A 16,585-nucleotide genomic window follows, 5' to 3' on the forward strand; every position below is an offset into this window, starting at 1 on the left:
ATCCTGACCGGGGTCTGGCTCTGGAACAATTCTGCTGCGGCGATGGCTGCCGTGGCGATCTACGGCATCGCCTTTGTCGCCGCATACTGGATCGGGCATTATTACTTCCGCCGCCGCGCGCGCGGCCAGCGCAAGCCTCGCGAAACCGGAACCGCCCGCATGCATGTGTCGGCGCGCGCGCCGAGGCCTCCGGACTGACAGTCACCCGGAATGGCCCCGGCTTTGGCAATCAAAACGATGGCGTCGGTTGACGCCCGAGAGTGGCGGCGGCGTGGCAAGGCGAAAACCACTTGCGAGCGGCCCGGACGCCGCACCGAAGGACCAAGCCCGCTCAGTTTTCCCTGAAGGCGCGGGTGAAGTAGTCGGTGAAGGGTTTGACGAGGTAGGCGATCGGGGTGCGGGCGTCGGTGCGGATGAAGGCTTCCACCGGCATGCCGGGCAACAGGGTCATGCCCTCGAGCGCCTCGACCGCGCCGGGTTCGAGCATAATTTCGGCGCGGTAATAGGTTGCCTGGCTGCGGCTGTCGGTGAACGCATCAGCCGAGACCACCGTGACACGCCCAGCGAGCTTGGGCGTGGTGCGCGCCGCGAAAGCCGGGAACACCAGCGTTGCCGCCTGCCCGACGCGCACCTGATCGATATGGATCGGGGCGACGTTTACCGCAATGACCAGCGGGCGGTCCTGCGGTATGAGGTAAAGCACCGGGTCGGCGGCGCGCAGCACGGCGCGCGGGGTGGTGACCTGCAGCCCGAGCACCACGCCCGAAACCGGTGCCACGATGTCGAGCCGCAGGACCCGCTCGGCCAGCGCGCGGCGACGCTCGGCAAGCTCCAGCTCGCGGTAGCCGATGTCGCGCAACTGGGCATTCGCCTCTTCTCGCCGCGCCGCGGCAAGCCGCAGCGCCTCGATCTCGATCTCGGTGATGCGGCCCGCTGATTGCGCGCGCGCGGCGGCGAGCGCGCCGACCTCACCCTGCAAACGCGCCGCCTCACGCTCAAGCGCCAGCACCCGGCTTGCTTGCGCCAAACCCTTGTCGAGCAATTCCTGCTGGCTGGCGCGCTCCTGCCCGATCAGCGCCAGTTGCGTGGTCAGCGCCGCGCCTTGTGCCTCAAGCCCGGCGATCTGGCTGCGGATCTGGCCGCGTTGCTCGGCAAGCTTGCCGATCTGCTGCGCCAGCGTTTCGCGCCGTGCCGCGAACAGCCGCCGCTGGCCTTCGGTCAGTTCGGCCAGCTCGGGGCGCAGGGCGGCGGCGTGCAGCAGCTCTGCCGGAAAGCCGATCTCGGCTGCATCATCGCGCTCGGCCTCAAGCCTGCCCCGGCGGGCGAATATCTCGTAAAGCTGGCCTTCGACAATCGCCAGTTCCGAGCCGATGGTTGCGCCATCGAGGCGCAGCAGCAGCTGGCCCGCCAGAACCCGGGCGCCCTCGGCCACATGAATGCTTTCGACCACGCCGCCATCGGGATGTTGCACGATCTGGCGGTTCTGCTCCACCTCGATGCGCCCCGAAACCACCACGGCACCGGCGATAGTGGTCAAGCCAGCCCAGCCACCAAAGCCGCCGACGAGCGCGGCAAGGGTCATGAGCCCGACGATGATATGGCGGCGGGCTGACCAGGGCCTGGGGTCCGATGACGGGTTCACCGCACGCCTCCCAGTGCGGGGCTGGCGACTATCTCGGCGTGGTTCTTCACCATCTCGCGCAGCACCTGGTCGCGCGGGCCAAAAGCGCGGCGCGTGCCGCCTTCAAGCACCAGCAAAAGGTCGCATTCCTGTATCGCGGCGGGGCGGTGCGCCATGATCAGGATCGCGCCGCCAGCCGCCTTCATCGCCCGGACCGCCTGATTGAGCGCCTGCGAGCCGTCGTTATCAAGGTTCGAATTCGGCTCATCAAGCACCAGCAACAACGGCGCGCCATAAAGCGCCCGCGCAAGGCCGATGCGCTGGATCTGGCCGCCCGAAAGCCGCCCGCCGAGTGCCTGCAGGTTGGTATCGTAGCCATCGGGCAGGGCCAGGATCATCTCGTGTGCCGCCGCCCGCCGCGCCGCCGAAACCACAAGCGCGGCATCGGGCGGCTCGGCCAGCCGCGCGATGTTGTCGGCGATGGTGCCGTCAAACAGCGTCACCCGCTGCGGCAGGTAACCGACATAGCCGCCGAGCACGTCGGGGTCGTATTGGTCGAGCGTCGCGCCATCAAGCCGCACCTTGCCGCCCGCCACGGGCCAGGCACCGATCAGCGCCCGCGCCAGCGTCGATTTGCCCGAGCCCGAAGGGCCGATCACCCCCAGCGCCTGCCCCGGTTCAAGCCGGAAGCCGATCACCCGCAGCACCGCGCGCGAGTCTCCGGGGGGCACCACGGTCAGCCCCTGCACATCAAGCAGGGCGCGGGGGCGCGGCAGTGCGGTCATCTGCGGCCGCTCCGGTTGCAGTGTCAGAAGCGTGGCAAGCCGCCCCCAGCCCTCCTCGGCACGCTGCACCACCGCCCATTGCCCCACCGCCACCTCGATCGGTTGCAGCGCGCGGCCCAAGAGGATCGAGCCGGCGATCATCGCCCCCGCCGTCAGCTCGCCCTGTAGCACCAGCCAGGCCCCAAGCCCCAGCATCGCCGATTGCAGAAACAGGCGGAACGACCTGGAGATCGCCGAGAAAAGGCCGATCAGGTCGGCCGAAGTGATCGACCGCTCAAGCGCCGCCCTGCGTGCCTTTTGCCAGCGCTGGAACCCGGCACCCGCCATGCCCAGTGCCTGCACCGCTTCCGACTCGGACTTCAGGCTCTCGGCAAAACGCTCCGCCGCCAGCGCCGCTGCGTTGGCGCGCTGCATTGGTGCCTGCGTCAGCCGCTGGTTCAGCAGCGCCACCCCGATCAGCAAAACCCCGCCACCGACCGCCAGCCAGCCCAGCAAGGGGTGAAACACGAAGATCGCCGCAATGAACAGCGCCGTCCACGGCAGATCGGCAAGTGCCATCTGCACCGGCGAGGCGAGAAACCGTTGCACCGCCTCCAGATCGCGCTGCCCCGCAGCGGCCACCGCATCACCGGGGTAAAGCGCCAGCCGCCGCACCGAGGCCCGAAACACCCGGCCATGGAGCCGATCCTGAAACCGCGCCCCGACCCGCGCCATCACCCGGCACCGGACGTGGTCGAGCAGACCCATGCAGAGGAAGAGGAATGCCACCAACCCGGTCAGCGCCACCAGTGTCTCCTCTGACTGGCTGCCAAGCACCCGGTCATAAATCTGCAACATGTAAAGCGGCCCGGTCAGCATCAGGAGGTTCACGAACACGCTGAACATGAGCACTGCCGCGAGCGCCCCCGCCGAAGCCCCCCGCGCCGCGCGCAATTCCGCCAGCCCAGGGTCGCGCGCAGCAATGATCATCGGTCCCAACCTTCTGTCGCAATCCGGCCCGCGCACATTGCGGACCCCTGCCAGAGGCTTTGCCACAATTGGGTGAAGGCGAGCTTACCGCGCTCGCGAAGGCGCGCCTCCATGGCGCAATTGCCAGGGCGCTGCGCCGCCAAGCGCCTGGGATTTAGCCAAACGCGCGCGGCTCAGCGCGCCGTGGCACCCTTTTTGGCTTCGGCATGAATGAGCAGGGGCTTGGTGGCCGGGTTGGTCACCGATTCTTCGTTGACGACCACTTCGGAAACCGTGCTCAGGCCCGGCAGTTCGAACATGGTGTCAAGCAACAGATCCTCGAGGATCGAACGCAGCCCGCGCGCCCCGGTCTTGCGCCTGATGGCACGGTGGGCGATTGCCTTGAGCGCGTCATCGGTGAAGCTGAGCTTCACATCCTCCATCTCGAACAGGCGCTGATACTGCTTGACCAGCGCATTCTTCGGCTCGGTCAGGATCGTTACCAGCGCCGCCTCGTCAAGGTCGGTCAGCGTGGCGATCACCGGCAGGCGGCCGACAAATTCGGGGATCAGCCCGTATTTCAGCAGGTCTTCCGGCTCCAACTCGCCAAAAAGCTCGCCGACGCCGCGCGCATCGGGGTCTTTCACCTCGGCCCCGAAGCCCATTGCGCTGCCCTTGTTGCGCTGCGCAATGATCCGTTCGAGGCCAGAAAACGCTCCACCACAGACAAAAAGAATGTTGGTGGTATCGACCTGCAGGAACTCTTGCTGCGGGTGCTTGCGCCCGCCCTGCGGCGGCACCGAGGCAACAGTGCCCTCCATGATCTTCAAAAGCGCCTGCTGCACCCCCTCGCCCGAGACATCGCGGGTGATCGAGGGGTTGTCGGACTTGCGGGTGATCTTGTCCACTTCGTCGATGTAGACAATGCCGCGCTGCGCCCGTTCGACGTTGTATTCGGATGCCTGCAACAGCTTGAGGATGATGTTTTCGACATCCTCGCCCACATAGCCCGCTTCGGTCAGCGTCGTTGCATCCGCCATGGTGAACGGCACATCCAGAATCCGCGCCAGAGTTTGCGCCAGCAGGGTCTTGCCGCAGCCGGTCGGGCCGATCAGCAGGATGTTCGACTTGGCCAGTTCGACATCGGACTTGGAACCGTGGTTGAGCCGCTTGTAATGGTTGTGCACGGCAACCGAGAGCACGCGCTTGGCATGATCCTGCCCGATCACATAATCATCGAGAACCTTGCAGATTTCGCGCGGTGCGGGCACCCCGCCGGTGGTCTTGAGCCCCGAAGTCTTGGTCTCTTCGCGGATGATATCCATGCACAATTCGACGCATTCGTCGCAGATGAACACGGTTGGGCCGGCTATCAGCTTGCGCACCTCGTGCTGGCTCTTGCCGCAAAACGAGCAATAAAGAGTGTTCTTGCTGTCCGAGCCTGAATTCGTCGCCATCATTTCCCTCTGCGGCTTGCCCGGCGCTTGCGCGTCCGGGGCCTTTCACGGACTGCCCTTTAGCGCCAGACTAGGGCAGCCCCTCATTCATCACAACGCCAAAATTCCCCGCATTGCGTCAAAACGCCGCGATGCGGGGCAAGCTCAGGTCGTGGGCGTTTCCGCCTTGCCGCGGCTTTCGAGGATCTCGTCGATCAGGCCCCAGTCTTTCGCGTCTTCGGCCGACATGAAGTTGTCGCGCTCAAGCGCGGCCACCACTTTTTCCAGCGGCTGACCGGTGTGTTTCACATAGATCGCGTTCAGCCGGTCCTTCAGCTTCTGCGTCTCCTGCGCATGAATCATGATGTCGGTGGCCTGGCCCTGATAACCGCCCGAGGGCTGGTGCACCATCACCCGGCTGTTGGGCAGCGAAAAGCGCATGCCCTTTTCGCCTGCCGTCAGAAGCAGGCTGCCCATGCTTGCCGCCTGACCGATGACCAGCGTCGAAACCTTGGGCTTGATGTATTGCATGGTGTCATAGATCGACAGTCCCGAGGTCACGACACCGCCGGGGCTGTTGATATACATCGAGATTTCCTTCGAGGGATTCTCGGCCTCCAGAAACAGCAACTGCGCGCAGATCAGCGTCGAGAGGCCGTCATGCACCGGCCCGGCAAGAAAGATGATCCGCTCCTTCAAGAGCCGCGAATAGATATCGTAGGCGCGTTCGCCGCGAGAAGTCTGCTCGACCACCATCGGCACAAGCGTATTCATGTAGGTGTCGATCGGGTCTCTCATCGCGCTGCCTGCCTTCTCTTGATGCGGGTCCAATAGCCTTTGATCCTTAGCGGAGTCTTAGTGTCGCGGGCCGGGGCCTGCAAGGGCGCGCGGGCTTTTGCGCTGGCGTGGCTGCGCAAAACCACCGCTTGGCGGTTAATCCCGCGGCAAGGGTTGGTGGCTAGTCTTGCGTGCATGCGCCGCTTTGCCGTTGTGCCACCGAAGGGATCCGCCATGAAACGAACTGCCGTCGCGCTACTGCTAACCCTCGCCGCAACCACCGCCAATGCCGCCGACATCGCCACCCTTGCACACGATTATGTCGAAACCCGCATCCCGCTCTGGTCGGCCATGCCGGTGCTTGTCGCCGCCGTGCAGGCATCGAACTCGGCACATGCGAACCTTGATGAAGCCGCGATTCTGGCGCTCGACGCGGCCTGGCGGGCAGAGATCGGGCAAGCGCTTCAGCCGACGATCAAGCCGATACTCACCAATGACGCGGCCTCGGCGCTGCGCGCCATCGTCCAGCAGGCGGGCGGCACCATTGCCGAGATCATCGTGATGGACAACCGCGGGCTCAACGTCGCCGCCGCCGAAGCCACATCGGATTTCTGGCAGGGCGACGAGGCAAAGTTCACCGCCACCTACCCGCTCGGCGCGGGTGCCCTGCACCAAGGCGAGGTTGATTTCGACGAATCTTCCCAGCTTTTCACCATTCAGATCTCGTTCACCCTCGCCGACGCCAGCGGCACACCTATCGGTGCCATGATGGTCGCGATCAACGCCGAAACGCTCGACTGAGCTGCCGCAAAAGGACTTTTCCGATGAAATTCCCGCATTTGCCGCGGATCGTCTGGGCGCGGTTCTTCCGCTCGATATTCTTCAAGGCCACGCTGATTGTTGCGCTCGCGGTCGCCACCGTGACCGCGGTCATGGCCTCGCTCAGCTATCTCGACGCCCGCGCCAATGCGGTGCGTGAGGCGCAGGAACATGCCGAGGTGGTCAGCCCGATGATCGCGCGGCAGGTTGCCGGGCCGCTGCGTTTTGCCAAGTCTGAACAGGCGCGCGCCGTGCTCGACCAGATCATCCTTGATGGCAACGGCACGGCCACCGGGGCCGTCGTGATCGATATCGAAGGCAAGCCACTGGCCGCAAGAATCGCTGGCGCAAACATCGATCTGTTGCAGGAAACGGCGCTTGAGGCGCTCTATTCAGGCGGGCCGTTCCGCGCAGAGGATGGCTTTACTTATGCGGTCCCCGTCACTGCGGGCGAGGAAGGCATCATCTATGGCGCACTGGCCACAAGCTGGACCGCGGATCCGGCGCTCGCCCTTCTGCACGCGGGTCTCTTGCGCGCCGCGGCGATCACCGCGGCAATCTTTCTGGCAACGCTGCTGGTCGCCGCGCATGCCTTTTACCGGGTGATCGCGCGCCCGATCACCCGCATCAACGCCGCGATGACGCGGGTGGCAGCGGCCGATTACCAGACCCGAGTCCCCTGCCTCAGGCGGCGCGACGAAATCGGTGCCATTGCCGCGTCGCTCGAAGCGTTTCGCGCCGCCCTCGCCGCCTCGAAGGAAACCAACCGCGCCGCGCTTATGCGTGGAGCCGCACTTGAAGCAGGCTCGACAGCGGTCATGCTGACCGATTCGAACCGCATCGTCACCTACGCCAATGACGCGATGAAGGCATTGCTGCGCTGCCACGGCGCGGCAATTCGCAAGTCCTACCCAGGATGCAACCCCGAAGACCTCGTCGGTTCCTCTGCCGAACAGCTGATCGGCACCGATCCCGAAGCGGGTGCTCCGCCACAATCGGCGCAAAAGACGCGGCACGAGCACCGTTTTGAATCCGGCACCGTGGTGATCACGGTCAGTCGCGTCAGCGATGCGGACGGAGCCGATCTCGGATATGTCGCCGAGTGGCGCGATATCACCGAAGACAAGCGCGCCGCCGCAGTGGTTTCCGCAATCGACCTCTCGCAGGCCCGCGCCGAATTTGCAACCGACGGCAGGCTTGCCGCTGCAAATGCCCGATTTCTTGAGCTTTTTGGTGCAGAGGCCGCCAATGTCCTTGGCCGCACACTCGGCGATTCCCTGGCGATGCGCGATGGTGCCGCCGGTGCCGCGCTGTTTTCCGAACTTGCCCTGGGCCACCCGCTCAGCGGCGCTTTCGAACTGGAGCGCGGCGGCAGCGCGCCCGCGATCCTGCTCGGGGCCATCAGCCCGGTGCTGGATGCGCAATGCCAGCCGCAAGCCTATGTGCTTCTGGGCACCGATGTGACCGCGTCCGAGGCTGCGCTGGCGGCAAACGAGACAGCGCGCAGCCGGGCCGAAGCCGCCCAGCAGGCTGTCGTCGAGGCGCTCCGTGGCGCGCTTTCGCGGCTTTCCGAGGGCGATCTGACCGCCGAAATCACCACCATCTTCACGCCCGCATACGGGCAACTTCGCAGCGATTTCAATTCGGCGCTAAAGAACATGCGGCTGGCAATGCGCGGCGTCGTTGAAAGCGCTGCCGCGATCGGCAGCGATGCGGCCGAGATTTCGACGGCCGCCGACGATCTCTCGCGTCGCACCGAACAGCAGGCCGGTGCGCTTGAAGAAACCGCTGCGGCACTGGACCAACTGACCGCCTCGGTCAAATCCGCCGCAGAAATGGCCGCGCATGCCAACCAGATGGTGGCAAGCGCCAAATCAAACGCCGAAACTTCGGGCCAGGTTGTGCGCGAAGCGATTCTGGCGATGGGCGAAATTGCCGAAAGCTCTGGCAAGATCTCCAAGATCACCTCGGTCATCGACGAAATCGCCTTTCAGACCAACCTGTTGGCGCTCAACGCCGGGGTCGAGGCGGCGCGGGCGGGCGAGGCGGGGCGCGGCTTTGCCGTGGTCGCCTCCGAGGTGCGGGCGCTGGCGCAGCGATCGTCAGAGGCCGCGCGGGAAATTGCCAGCCTGATCGCCGCGTCTTCAGGCCAGGTCAAGCGCGGCGTCGGGCTTGTCGGCCAGGCAGGCGAGGCGCTCGGTGGCATCGAAAGTTCGGTGCGCGAAATCTACGGTGCCGTTTCCGAAATCGCCGCCTCGGCCCGCGAACAGTCCACCGGGCTCGCCGAAATCAACACGGCCGTGAACCAGCTCGATCAGGTCACCCAACAAAACGCCGCCATGTTCGAACAGACCACCGCCGCCAGCCATTCGCTGACGCGCGGTGCCGAAACGCTCGCCGAAACCACCGCGAAATTCCGCATCGGTTCGGAAACGGCAGCGCCAGCAGCAGTCACTTCGTCCCTGCGCCGCTCGGGACCCGGGACCGAGGCGCATTCTGCGCCCGCCGCCGCTACCACGGCGGGGGGCGCGGCACCGCCGCCGCGGTCGCACCAGCCCCTGCCCGCAGCGCCCGCACGATCCGCCCTGTCTGCTTCGCGCGGGTTTGGTGCCGGGCGGCAGGGCGCGCAGACCGCAACCGCGGCGCAACTGCCCGACGAAGCGGACTGGGAAGATTTTTGAGCCGCGGCCCGAAGCCCACGACCGCAACGCTTGCATCCTGGCAAAACCGCGCAGGCGACCTCCGTTCAGTGCCTGTTCTGGCAGGATCGCGGCGATCAGCCCGGCGCTGGCCCGCGCAGCGCGCTGCGGTACCAGGCGATGATCGCGGCACGCTCCGCCGGTTCCATGAAGCTCAGATTGGCAGGCGGCATCGCATCGGTAATGCCCGCCTGCACATAGATGCGCTGCGCCTGCCGCGCCACTTGTTCCGGGGTTTCAAGCGCCACCGCCTTTGGTGCCCGGCCGATACCAGGGTAGCCGGGTTCGCTGGCATGGCACATCGAGCACCGCCCGAGCACGATACCGGCAACCTCGTCAAAACCCTCAGCCGCCGCGAACCGCGCCGCCGCCGGTGGCAGCGCGGCCCCTTCCTGCAATTCCTCGCCCCGCCCGTCCGGCAGCGACAGCCAGACCATCAGCGCACCAAGCGCCAGCGTCGCCGCCCAGGTCCACCATGGCGCGGGCAAATGCGCATGGCGACGATTGAACCAGTGCCGGATCGTCACACCCATGAGGAACACCAGACTCGCGACAAGCCAGTTCCAGTCGCTGGCAAACGCCAGCGGATAGTGGTTCGACAGCATCAGAAACACCACCGGAAGTGTCAGGTAATTGTTGTGCGTGCTCCGTTGCTTGGCAATGATCCCATATTTCGGGTCCGGAACCCGCCCGGCGATCAGATCTGCGACCACAACCCTCTGGTTTGGAATGATGACCAGAAACACATTCGCCGACATGATCGTGGCGGTGAACGCGCCAAGGTGCAAAAGCGCCGCGCGCCCGGTGAAAACCTGCGTATAGCCCCATGCCACGCCCACCAGAATGACATAGAGCCCGAGCATCAGCCGGGTATTGTCGCGCCCGAAGGCCGAGCGGCAGATCGCATCATAGGCGAGCCAACCAAAGCCGAGCGAACCCAGAGAGATCGCCACCGCCTGCCAGACCGTCAGATCGGCTATTGCGGGGTCGATCAGATAGAATTCCGCACCAAGGTAATAGACCAGCACCAGCATCGCAAAACCACTGAGCCAGGTCGCATAGCTTTCCCATTTGAACCAGGTCAACTGGGCGGGAAGCTCGGCCGGGGCCACCAGATACTTGCGGATATGGTAAAAGCCGCCGCCATGCACCTGCCAGGCTGCCCCCTTCACCCCCGCCGCCGCGACAGCTTCAGGGTGCAGGCCAAGATCAAGCGCGATGAAGTAGAAAGACGACCCGATCCAGGCGATCGCGGTGACAACATGCAGCCAGCGCAGCGCAAAACCGCCCCATTCCAGCACAAAGGTCCAATCCAGCATCGCTCGCCCCCCCGCCCCCGTTGCGGCATGGCAGCGCGGGCGGGGCGCGCTTGTCAAGCCTTGCGCGCGGCGGCGGCCTAACTGCCGCGATAGGTCGAGTAGCCGAAAGGCGAGAGCAAGAGCGGCACATGGTAATGCGCGCCCGCATCCGAAAGCCCGAACCGGATCGGGATCAGGTCAAGAAAGCCGGGCCCGGCCGTGCCTTGGCCCAGATACGCGCCGGCGTGAAAAACCAGCTCGTAGACCCCCGGCCGAAAGCGATCAGCCGGCAAGATCGGCGCATCGGTGCGCCCGTCGGCATTGGTCACCGCCTCGGCCAGCAGGCTGCGCGTCTCGCCGGTAAGTCGGTAAAGCGCAATGCGCAGACCGACCGCCGGGCAGCCCCGCGCCGTATCGAGCACATGCGTTGTCAGATAGCCGGTCATCGCCCCACCCCAAACAGCCGCCGCGACTATGCCCGCAAAGAGGTCCGCAAGGCAACCGCGCCCCGCGCCGTGCTTGCATCGCGCGCGCCGATGTCGTGATACTGCGCAAGAACAGCGATGAGGCCCCGATGTCCCGTTACCCCCGAGACCTGCGCGGCCACGGTGCCACGCCCCCCGATGCGCGCTGGCCGGGCGGCGCGCGCATCGCCATTTCGCTGGTGCTGAACTACGAGGAAGGCGGCGAAAACTGCCTGCTTCACGGCGATGCCGCCTCGGAAGCGTTCCTTTCCGAGATCGTCGGGGCCCAGCCCTGGCCGGGGCAGCGGCACTGGAACATGGAAAGCCTCTACGATTACGGGGCCCGTGCCGGGTTCTGGCGGCTGCACCGGCTTTTCAGCCGCCTGCGCCTGCCCGTTACCGTTTTTGGCGTTGCCACCGCACTTGCCCGCAGCCCTGAACAACTGGCCGCCATGCAGGCCGCGCACTGGGAGATTGCCAGCCACGGGCTGAAATGGATCGAGCACAAGGACATGCCCGAGGCCGAGGAGCGCGCGGCGATTGCCGCGGCTATCCGGCTTCACCGGGAGGTCACCGGCACGCGCCCGCGCGGCTGGTATACCGGGCGATGCTCGATCAATACCCTGCGCCTGACCGCCGAAGAGGGCGGTTTCGACTGGATTTCCGACAGTTACAGTGACGACCTGCCCTATTGGCTCGACCTGTCCGACCGCGCGCAACTGGTCATTCCCTACACGCTCGACGCCAACGACATGCGCTTTGCCACGCCGCAGGGGTTCAATACCGGCGACGATTTCTTTCGCTACCTGCGCGACAGCTTCGATGCGCTCTATGCCGAAGGCACCGAGGGGGCCGCAAAGATGATGTCGGTCGGGCTTCACTGCCGCCTGGTCGGCCACCCCGGTCGGGTGCAGGGGCTGCGGCGGTTTCTCGACTACGCAAGCGGCCATGAAGGCGTCTGGTTTGCCACCCGTGGCCAGATCGCGGCGCATTGGGCAGCAGAGCACCCGCACCAGCCGCGCCTGCGCCCCTCGGCACTTTCCCGCGAAGATTTCATCGCCCGCTTCGGCGGCGTGTTCGAGCATTCGCCCTGGGTCGCCGAACGTGCCTTCGCGCTGGAGCTTGGGCCGGCGCATGACAGCGCCGTCGGCATGCACAACGCGCTTGCCCGCGCCTTCCGCGCCGCAAGCCGCGATGCGCGGCTCGGGGTGCTCAAGGCGCACCCCGACCTTGCGGGAAAGCTCGCCGCCGCCCGGAACCTGACCGAGGCCTCAAGTTCCGAACAGGCCTCGGCCGGCCTCGATGCGCTGACCGAAGCCGAACGCCGCCGGTTTACCACCCTCAACGCTGCCTATACCGCCCGCCACGGCTTTCCCTTCATCATCGCGGTGCGCGCGCATTCCAAGGCAGCAATTCTCGCCGCCTTCGAATCGCGTCTCGCCGCAGACAGTGCCACCGAGTTCGACACCGCCTGCCGCGAAGTCGAACACATCGCGCTCCTCCGCCTCAAGGACATGTTGCCATGACCCGTTACCACAGCCCCCAGGGCGGCCTGCCGCCACAAACCGCGCTGATGACCGGCCGCGCCGTCTTTACCCAAAGCTACGCGGTGATCCCGCGCGGGGTGTTTTCCGACATCGTCACCAGTCGCCTGCCTGACTGGGTGGGCACGCGGCTCTGGCTGATCGCGCGGCCGCTGAGCGGTTTCAGCGAAACCTTCAGCCATTACCTGATGGAGGTCGCGCCCGGCGGTGGCTCCGACACACCGGAACCAGACCCCGGAGCCGAATCGGTGGTGTTCGTCACCGAAGGCCAGATATGGCTGTCGATCGATGGCCAGGAACACGAACTTGCCCCCGGCGGCTATGCCTACCTGCCGGCCGAAAGCCTCTGGCAGGTACACAACGGATCGGCGCTGCCCGCCCGCTTTCACTGGCTGCGCAAGCTTTACGAACCCGCGCCGGGCCTCGCGCCGCCCGCCGCCTTCGTCACCGACGAGGCCGAGATTGCCCCCGATCCAATGCCCGGAACCGCTGGCCGCTGGGCCACGACGCGCTTCGTCGACCCCGATGATCTCGCCCATGACATGCATGTGAATATCGTCACCTTCCAGCCCGGCGGCACCATTCCGTTCGAGGAAACCCATGTGATGGAACACGGCATCTATGTGCTCGAAGGCAAGGCGGTCTACCGGCTCAACCAGGATTGGGTCGAGGTCGAGGCGGGAGATTACCTTTGGTTGCGCGCTTTTTGCCCGCAGGCCTGTTACGCGGGCGGCCCCGGCCCATTCCGCTACCTGCTTTACAAGGATGTAAACCGCCACGCCCGCCTGCGCGGCCTCGGTGCCTTTGGCGCGCCCTGAGCGCTGCTTCAGTCCAAATATCCTCCGGGGGTCCGGGGGTGGAAAACCCCCGGCCTTGGCAAGAGGAACCATGCAGAGAATTCGCACCGAACCGCTCGAAGCCGCCGCCTTCGCCGCATTTGGTGATGTGCTTGAGGCCGCGGGTGCCCCCGACCTTCACATCAACGCGGGCCTTTGCGCCCGCTACCACGGCCGGGCGAGGCTCGATTTCGGCCCCGACGGGCGGGCCGGGGTTTCGATCTTCAGCGCAGTCCCGCGCGCCCTGCCCTACCGCCTCGATCTGCTCGAGCGCCACCCGTTGGGCAGCCAGACCTTCATCCCGATGACCGAAAACCCGTTTCTGGTGATCGTCGCGCCCGACGTCGGCGGCAGGCCAGCTTTCCCGCGGGCCTTTCTCACCCGGTCGGGGCAAGGCATCAATCTTCTGCGCGGCACTTGGCACGGGGTGCTGACCCCGCTCGCCGCACCCGGACTTTTCGCCGTGATCGACCGTATCGGCCCGGGTGGGAACCTTGAGGAATACCCGCTCGTCGAGGCGTTCACCGTGTTTGCAGGCTAAAGCTGCGCGGCAAAGGTCGGGCCGAACTCGGCCAGCAGGAACTCTCGCTGCCGTCGCGTCGCCTCGGCGAGATACTCGCGCACATAGCCCGGTATCTCGATATCCGCCGCCCAATGCACCTTCTTGCCGGCGTTCGGGTAGGCAGCGGGGGCCATTCCCAGAAACGCCTCGATCCGCGCCAGAAATGCATCCGGTGCCGCGGCGATCATGCCGAAAGGCAAGAACAGCAGCCGGTCCTCGTCAAACGTGTCGCGCCAGCGCGGCACATAGGTCGCGTAGTCGCCGCGCACCCCGATTACCGGCTGTTTCGCCGCCAGAAGCCATGCGGCGCGGGTTTCGGGCAGCTTCGCCTTGCGCTTGAGGTTCATCCGGATCTGCGAAATCGCCCGCGCTACCGGGTCGCGCAAGAAGCACAGAAACTGCGTCGAAGGTAGAAACTTTCGCACGAATTCAACACCTTCCTCGGAAATGCAGAAATACTCCGGGGTCACGTCCAGCACCCTCTGGCCTTCGCCCGCGCGCTCGAATATCTCGCCGTACCATTTGCGGGTGAATATATGCGGACCCTGCACCCGGATCAGATAGGCAATGAAATCAAGGTCGATATCGGCGTTGCCCACCACATGCTTGCGGATCGCCTCCTTGACACCTCTGCGGATGTGCTGGGGTGCCCATTTGGCGCTGTCCGGCGCAAAATGGTAATCAAAATAATGGAGTTCCTTGAACGGCGGCACGAATACGTCGGCGCGCGCACCAAAATTGACATGAAACCATGTAGTTCCGGCCTTCTGAGCCCCGATGCAGAGAATATCGGGCTTGCGCATTCCGGCTCCTCGGGGCACCTCGGCCAAGGGTGGTACCGCCTCCCCGGCTCGAACGGGGGACCCCCAGATCCACAATCTGGTGCTCTAACCAACTGAGCTAAGGCGGCACTCGGCGCCGATTTAGCTGCCAGCGCAGGCGATTGCAAGCGAAGGATTGGCACCGGCCCTAAAGCTCGATCTGCCATTCCTGCTCGACCAGTTCCTGCCCGTAGTTGTGAACCGGTTTCGCGCCGATCAGGGTAAACCCGGATGCGGCATAAAGCGCGCAAGCCGCGCGATGGCTTTCGTGGGTCCAGAGCGTCAGGAGGCGGTAGCCTTTGGCGCGGGCGAATTCTCGGCAGCTGGTCAACAAAAGACGCCCGAGCCCCCGCCCGCGCATTTCGGGCTCGAGCAGGAACAGCCGCAGCTTCGCTACCTCGTCGCTTAGCCGCACGCAAAAGATGCAGCCGACGCGCTGCCCCCCTGACCACGCAATCCAGCCCCGTTCGCGCGCGGGGTCGCGATTGCGCAGAAAATCCGCGACAATTTCGGCCACCAACGCCTCGAAGCTCGAATCAAACCCGGCCTCGTCGGCATAAAGCGCGCCGTGACGGCTGATGACCCAGCCCGCGTCACCCGGCGCAAGGTCTCGCAACTCAATCCCGGCCGCCATTTGCCCCCCCTCAATGAACCCGATTGGAAGCTGCCAGCCCGCCAGCGTCAAGCGTTTCGGTATTGCCAGCGCCGCCGCTTTCGCGCTAGCCAAAACCGCGCGGCAGCTGCGGAGGCGGACCATGAGCATCGACAAGCAAAGCGACATCGCGGCGAACCTGCAGATCGGGCCCACCTCGCTCGGTATGGTGCGGATCTATCTTGAGGCCGATGGTATCGAGCTTCCGCTCGATTTTGAACCGGAAGAGGCCGAGGAAATCGCCGACGAATTGCGGGCCGCCGCCGAGGCGGCGCGTGCGGTCGCCGAACCTAAGGCAAAGCCGAAGAAACCAGCGAAATAACGCCGGGGTCGCGCAGCGCCTGCAACCGCAGCCCAGCACCCCGCGCGAAGGCGCGCAACATCGCCTTGCGCCGCGCCGCAGGCAGCGCTGCCTCGGGCCCGATCCGCACAATCTCGGCCCCGTATCCGTCGGCAAGGATCAGCCCGGTGCCGTCGGGCAAAAGTTCGGTCGGAAACGCGCCATCCACCGCCCAGAAGAAACGGTCGCACCATTCGAGGTAACCCTGCCACTTGCTGTCGGCCATGAAATCGGCACGGCTCGATTTGCATTCGACCACCCAGACCTCGCCCTTGGGACCAAGGCACATCAGGTCAACCCGCAACCCCGGCGCGGGCACGAACTCGGGCAGGCTGACAAAATCAAACCCCAGAAGCGCACGCGCTACCCCGCGCGCGAGCAACTGGCCGGGCATCAGGGGCACGGGTGCAAGCGTCATGGCAGAATATGAACACAAGGGGAACACCGGCGCAAGCCTTGCGCGAAGGCTGACGCGGGCCTAGATGTGAGGGCGGCGGTTACTGCTCTTCTCGTGTCCGGCAACTTTTCCAGTGGCCGATAAGCACTCCGAGGGGGCTGGCTCTGCCGGGGCCGTGGCCTCGGTATCTGGCACCCACCTGTATCAAACAGGCTCTCGGGAAAACCACGCTGGCACGGATGCTGCGGTTTCCGCCACCTATTTGCGCGCGGCGGCCTCGACCTTGACCGGGCGTCTGGCCGCAACAGGCGCGCGGGTGCCGCCGTTGCCGCCCTCGGGGTCGGCCATGCGCATCACGGCGATTGCGAACTGCACCCCGGAAAACACCAGCGCGTTGAACACCAGCAGCATTGCCACCGCGACCCAGCCAAGCGGAGAACTGGAGACGAGGTGCCAGAGGTTGGCGACGTTAAGCCACAACAAAAGCCCGACGAACACCGCCGAAAGCGCAAAGCCGATGGCGATGTTGACAAGATACAGGCGCACCAACTTCGGCATTGCATCCCTCGCTTAATCTACCGCCCCA

At 65.3% G+C, this 16,585-nt stretch carries 17 protein-coding genes, 1 tRNA gene and 1 other RNA gene; 8 read left to right on the plus strand and 11 right to left on the minus strand.

What is annotated here, in order from left to right; translation table 11 throughout:
- Positions 1 to 198: hypothetical protein (locus Q8J98_RS06500; protein WP_305293652.1), on the plus strand; the 198-nt coding region annotated here is incomplete at its 5' end.
- Between the two features lie 133 nt (positions 199 to 331).
- Here the strand turns inward: Q8J98_RS06500 and Q8J98_RS06505 are convergent.
- The 4 genes from Q8J98_RS06505 to Q8J98_RS06520 form a co-directional block, all read right to left on the minus strand.
- Positions 332 to 1,642, minus strand: coding sequence for an HlyD family type I secretion periplasmic adaptor subunit (locus Q8J98_RS06505; protein ID WP_305293653.1), 1,311 nt, complete (start codon positions 1,640 to 1,642; stop codon positions 332 to 334).
- Positions 1,639 to 3,375 carry a type I secretion system permease/ATPase gene (locus tag Q8J98_RS06510; protein WP_305293654.1) on the minus strand — a complete coding sequence of 579 codons (1,737 nt, stop codon included), beginning with the start codon at positions 3,373 to 3,375 and terminating at the stop codon, positions 1,639 to 1,641. The genes Q8J98_RS06505 and Q8J98_RS06510 overlap by 4 nt, the downstream gene beginning before the upstream one ends.
- Positions 3,376 to 3,548: 173 nt before the next feature.
- Positions 3,549 to 4,811: an ATP-dependent Clp protease ATP-binding subunit ClpX gene (gene clpX / locus Q8J98_RS06515; protein WP_305293655.1), complete on the minus strand. Its 1,263-nt coding sequence runs from the start codon at positions 4,809 to 4,811 to the stop codon at positions 3,549 to 3,551.
- 144 nt (positions 4,812 to 4,955) lie between these two features.
- Entirely contained in the window at positions 4,956 to 5,588 is a 633-nt protein-coding gene (locus Q8J98_RS06520; protein WP_305185434.1) for an ATP-dependent Clp protease proteolytic subunit, read from the minus strand.
- Positions 5,589 to 5,801: 213 nt separating this feature from the next.
- On the opposite strand from Q8J98_RS06520, the gene Q8J98_RS06525 reads away from it, so the two are divergent.
- Both Q8J98_RS06525 and Q8J98_RS06530 read left to right on the plus strand, forming a co-directional pair.
- Positions 5,802 to 6,368 carry a hypothetical protein gene (locus tag Q8J98_RS06525; protein WP_305293656.1) on the plus strand — a complete coding sequence of 189 codons (567 nt, stop codon included), beginning with the start codon at positions 5,802 to 5,804 and terminating at the stop codon, positions 6,366 to 6,368.
- A 23-nt stretch (positions 6,369 to 6,391) separates the two neighbouring features.
- Complete coding sequence (locus tag Q8J98_RS06530; protein WP_305293657.1) at positions 6,392 to 9,067, plus strand: methyl-accepting chemotaxis protein; 2,676 nt, start codon at positions 6,392 to 6,394, stop codon at positions 9,065 to 9,067.
- A 95-nt stretch (positions 9,068 to 9,162) separates the two neighbouring features.
- On the opposite strand, the gene Q8J98_RS06535 is transcribed toward Q8J98_RS06530, so the two are convergent.
- Positions 9,163 to 10,404 carry a urate hydroxylase PuuD gene (locus Q8J98_RS06535; RefSeq protein WP_305185437.1) on the minus strand — a complete coding sequence of 414 codons (1,242 nt, stop codon included), beginning with the start codon at positions 10,402 to 10,404 and terminating at the stop codon, positions 9,163 to 9,165.
- Between the two features lie 77 nt (positions 10,405 to 10,481).
- On the minus strand, positions 10,482 to 10,829 hold the full coding sequence (gene uraH, locus Q8J98_RS06540; RefSeq protein ID WP_305185438.1) for a hydroxyisourate hydrolase: 348 nt from the start codon (positions 10,827 to 10,829) through the stop codon (positions 10,482 to 10,484).
- Between the two features lie 128 nt (positions 10,830 to 10,957).
- Here uraH and puuE point away from each other — a divergent pair, with 128 nt between their 5' ends.
- From puuE to Q8J98_RS06555, 3 genes are all read left to right on the plus strand, one after another.
- Positions 10,958 to 12,373 (plus strand): allantoinase PuuE, encoded by a 1,416-nt coding sequence (puuE, locus tag Q8J98_RS06545; RefSeq protein ID WP_305293658.1) that lies wholly within the window; start codon positions 10,958 to 10,960, stop codon positions 12,371 to 12,373.
- Positions 12,370 to 13,209 (plus strand): bifunctional allantoicase/(S)-ureidoglycine aminohydrolase, encoded by an 840-nt coding sequence (locus Q8J98_RS06550; protein ID WP_305293659.1) that lies wholly within the window; start codon positions 12,370 to 12,372, stop codon positions 13,207 to 13,209. The genes puuE and Q8J98_RS06550 overlap by 4 nt, the downstream gene beginning before the upstream one ends.
- Before the next feature lie 70 nt (positions 13,210 to 13,279).
- Positions 13,280 to 13,768, plus strand: a complete 489-nt coding sequence (locus Q8J98_RS06555) for an ureidoglycolate lyase (protein ID WP_305293660.1) — start codon at positions 13,280 to 13,282, stop codon at positions 13,766 to 13,768.
- On the opposite strand, the gene Q8J98_RS06560 is transcribed toward Q8J98_RS06555, so the two are convergent.
- From Q8J98_RS06560 to Q8J98_RS06570, 3 genes are all read right to left on the minus strand, one after another.
- Positions 13,765 to 14,592: a sulfotransferase gene (locus tag Q8J98_RS06560; protein ID WP_305293661.1), complete on the minus strand. Its 828-nt coding sequence runs from the start codon at positions 14,590 to 14,592 to the stop codon at positions 13,765 to 13,767. The two genes, Q8J98_RS06555 and Q8J98_RS06560, sit on opposite strands and share 4 nt — an antisense overlap.
- A 30-nt stretch (positions 14,593 to 14,622) precedes the next feature.
- Positions 14,623 to 14,699, minus strand: a tRNA-His gene (locus Q8J98_RS06565).
- Positions 14,700 to 14,758: 59 nt separating this feature from the next.
- Positions 14,759 to 15,244: a GNAT family N-acetyltransferase gene (locus tag Q8J98_RS06570; RefSeq protein WP_305293662.1), complete on the minus strand. Its 486-nt coding sequence runs from the start codon at positions 15,242 to 15,244 to the stop codon at positions 14,759 to 14,761.
- Positions 15,245 to 15,365: 121 nt separating this feature from the next.
- On the opposite strand from Q8J98_RS06570, the gene Q8J98_RS06575 reads away from it, so the two are divergent.
- The gene (locus Q8J98_RS06575; protein WP_305185444.1) at positions 15,366 to 15,584 is read left to right on the plus strand and encodes a DUF6324 family protein; all 219 of its coding nucleotides are present in this window, start codon (positions 15,366 to 15,368) and stop codon (positions 15,582 to 15,584) included.
- Here the strand turns inward: Q8J98_RS06575 and Q8J98_RS06580 are convergent.
- On the minus strand, positions 15,553 to 16,020 hold the full coding sequence (locus tag Q8J98_RS06580) for an MmcB family DNA repair protein (RefSeq protein ID WP_305293663.1): 468 nt from the start codon (positions 16,018 to 16,020) through the stop codon (positions 15,553 to 15,555). The two genes, Q8J98_RS06575 and Q8J98_RS06580, sit on opposite strands and share 32 nt — an antisense overlap.
- A gap of 76 nt (positions 16,021 to 16,096) precedes the next feature.
- Between Q8J98_RS06580 and ssrS the strand changes: the two genes are divergently transcribed.
- A non-coding RNA gene (ssrS, locus tag Q8J98_RS06585) (6S RNA) lies at positions 16,097 to 16,254 on the plus strand.
- Positions 16,255 to 16,257: 3 nt separating this feature from the next.
- Here the strand turns inward: ssrS and Q8J98_RS06590 are convergent.
- Positions 16,258 to 16,557 (minus strand): hypothetical protein, encoded by a 300-nt coding sequence (locus Q8J98_RS06590; protein ID WP_305293664.1) that lies wholly within the window; start codon positions 16,555 to 16,557, stop codon positions 16,258 to 16,260.
- Between the last annotated feature and the right edge of the window lie 28 nt (positions 16,558 to 16,585).

The sequence above is a fragment of the Phaeovulum sp. genome (assembly GCF_030684035.1).
Classification (GTDB): Bacteria; Pseudomonadota; Alphaproteobacteria; order Rhodobacterales; family Rhodobacteraceae; genus UBA6213.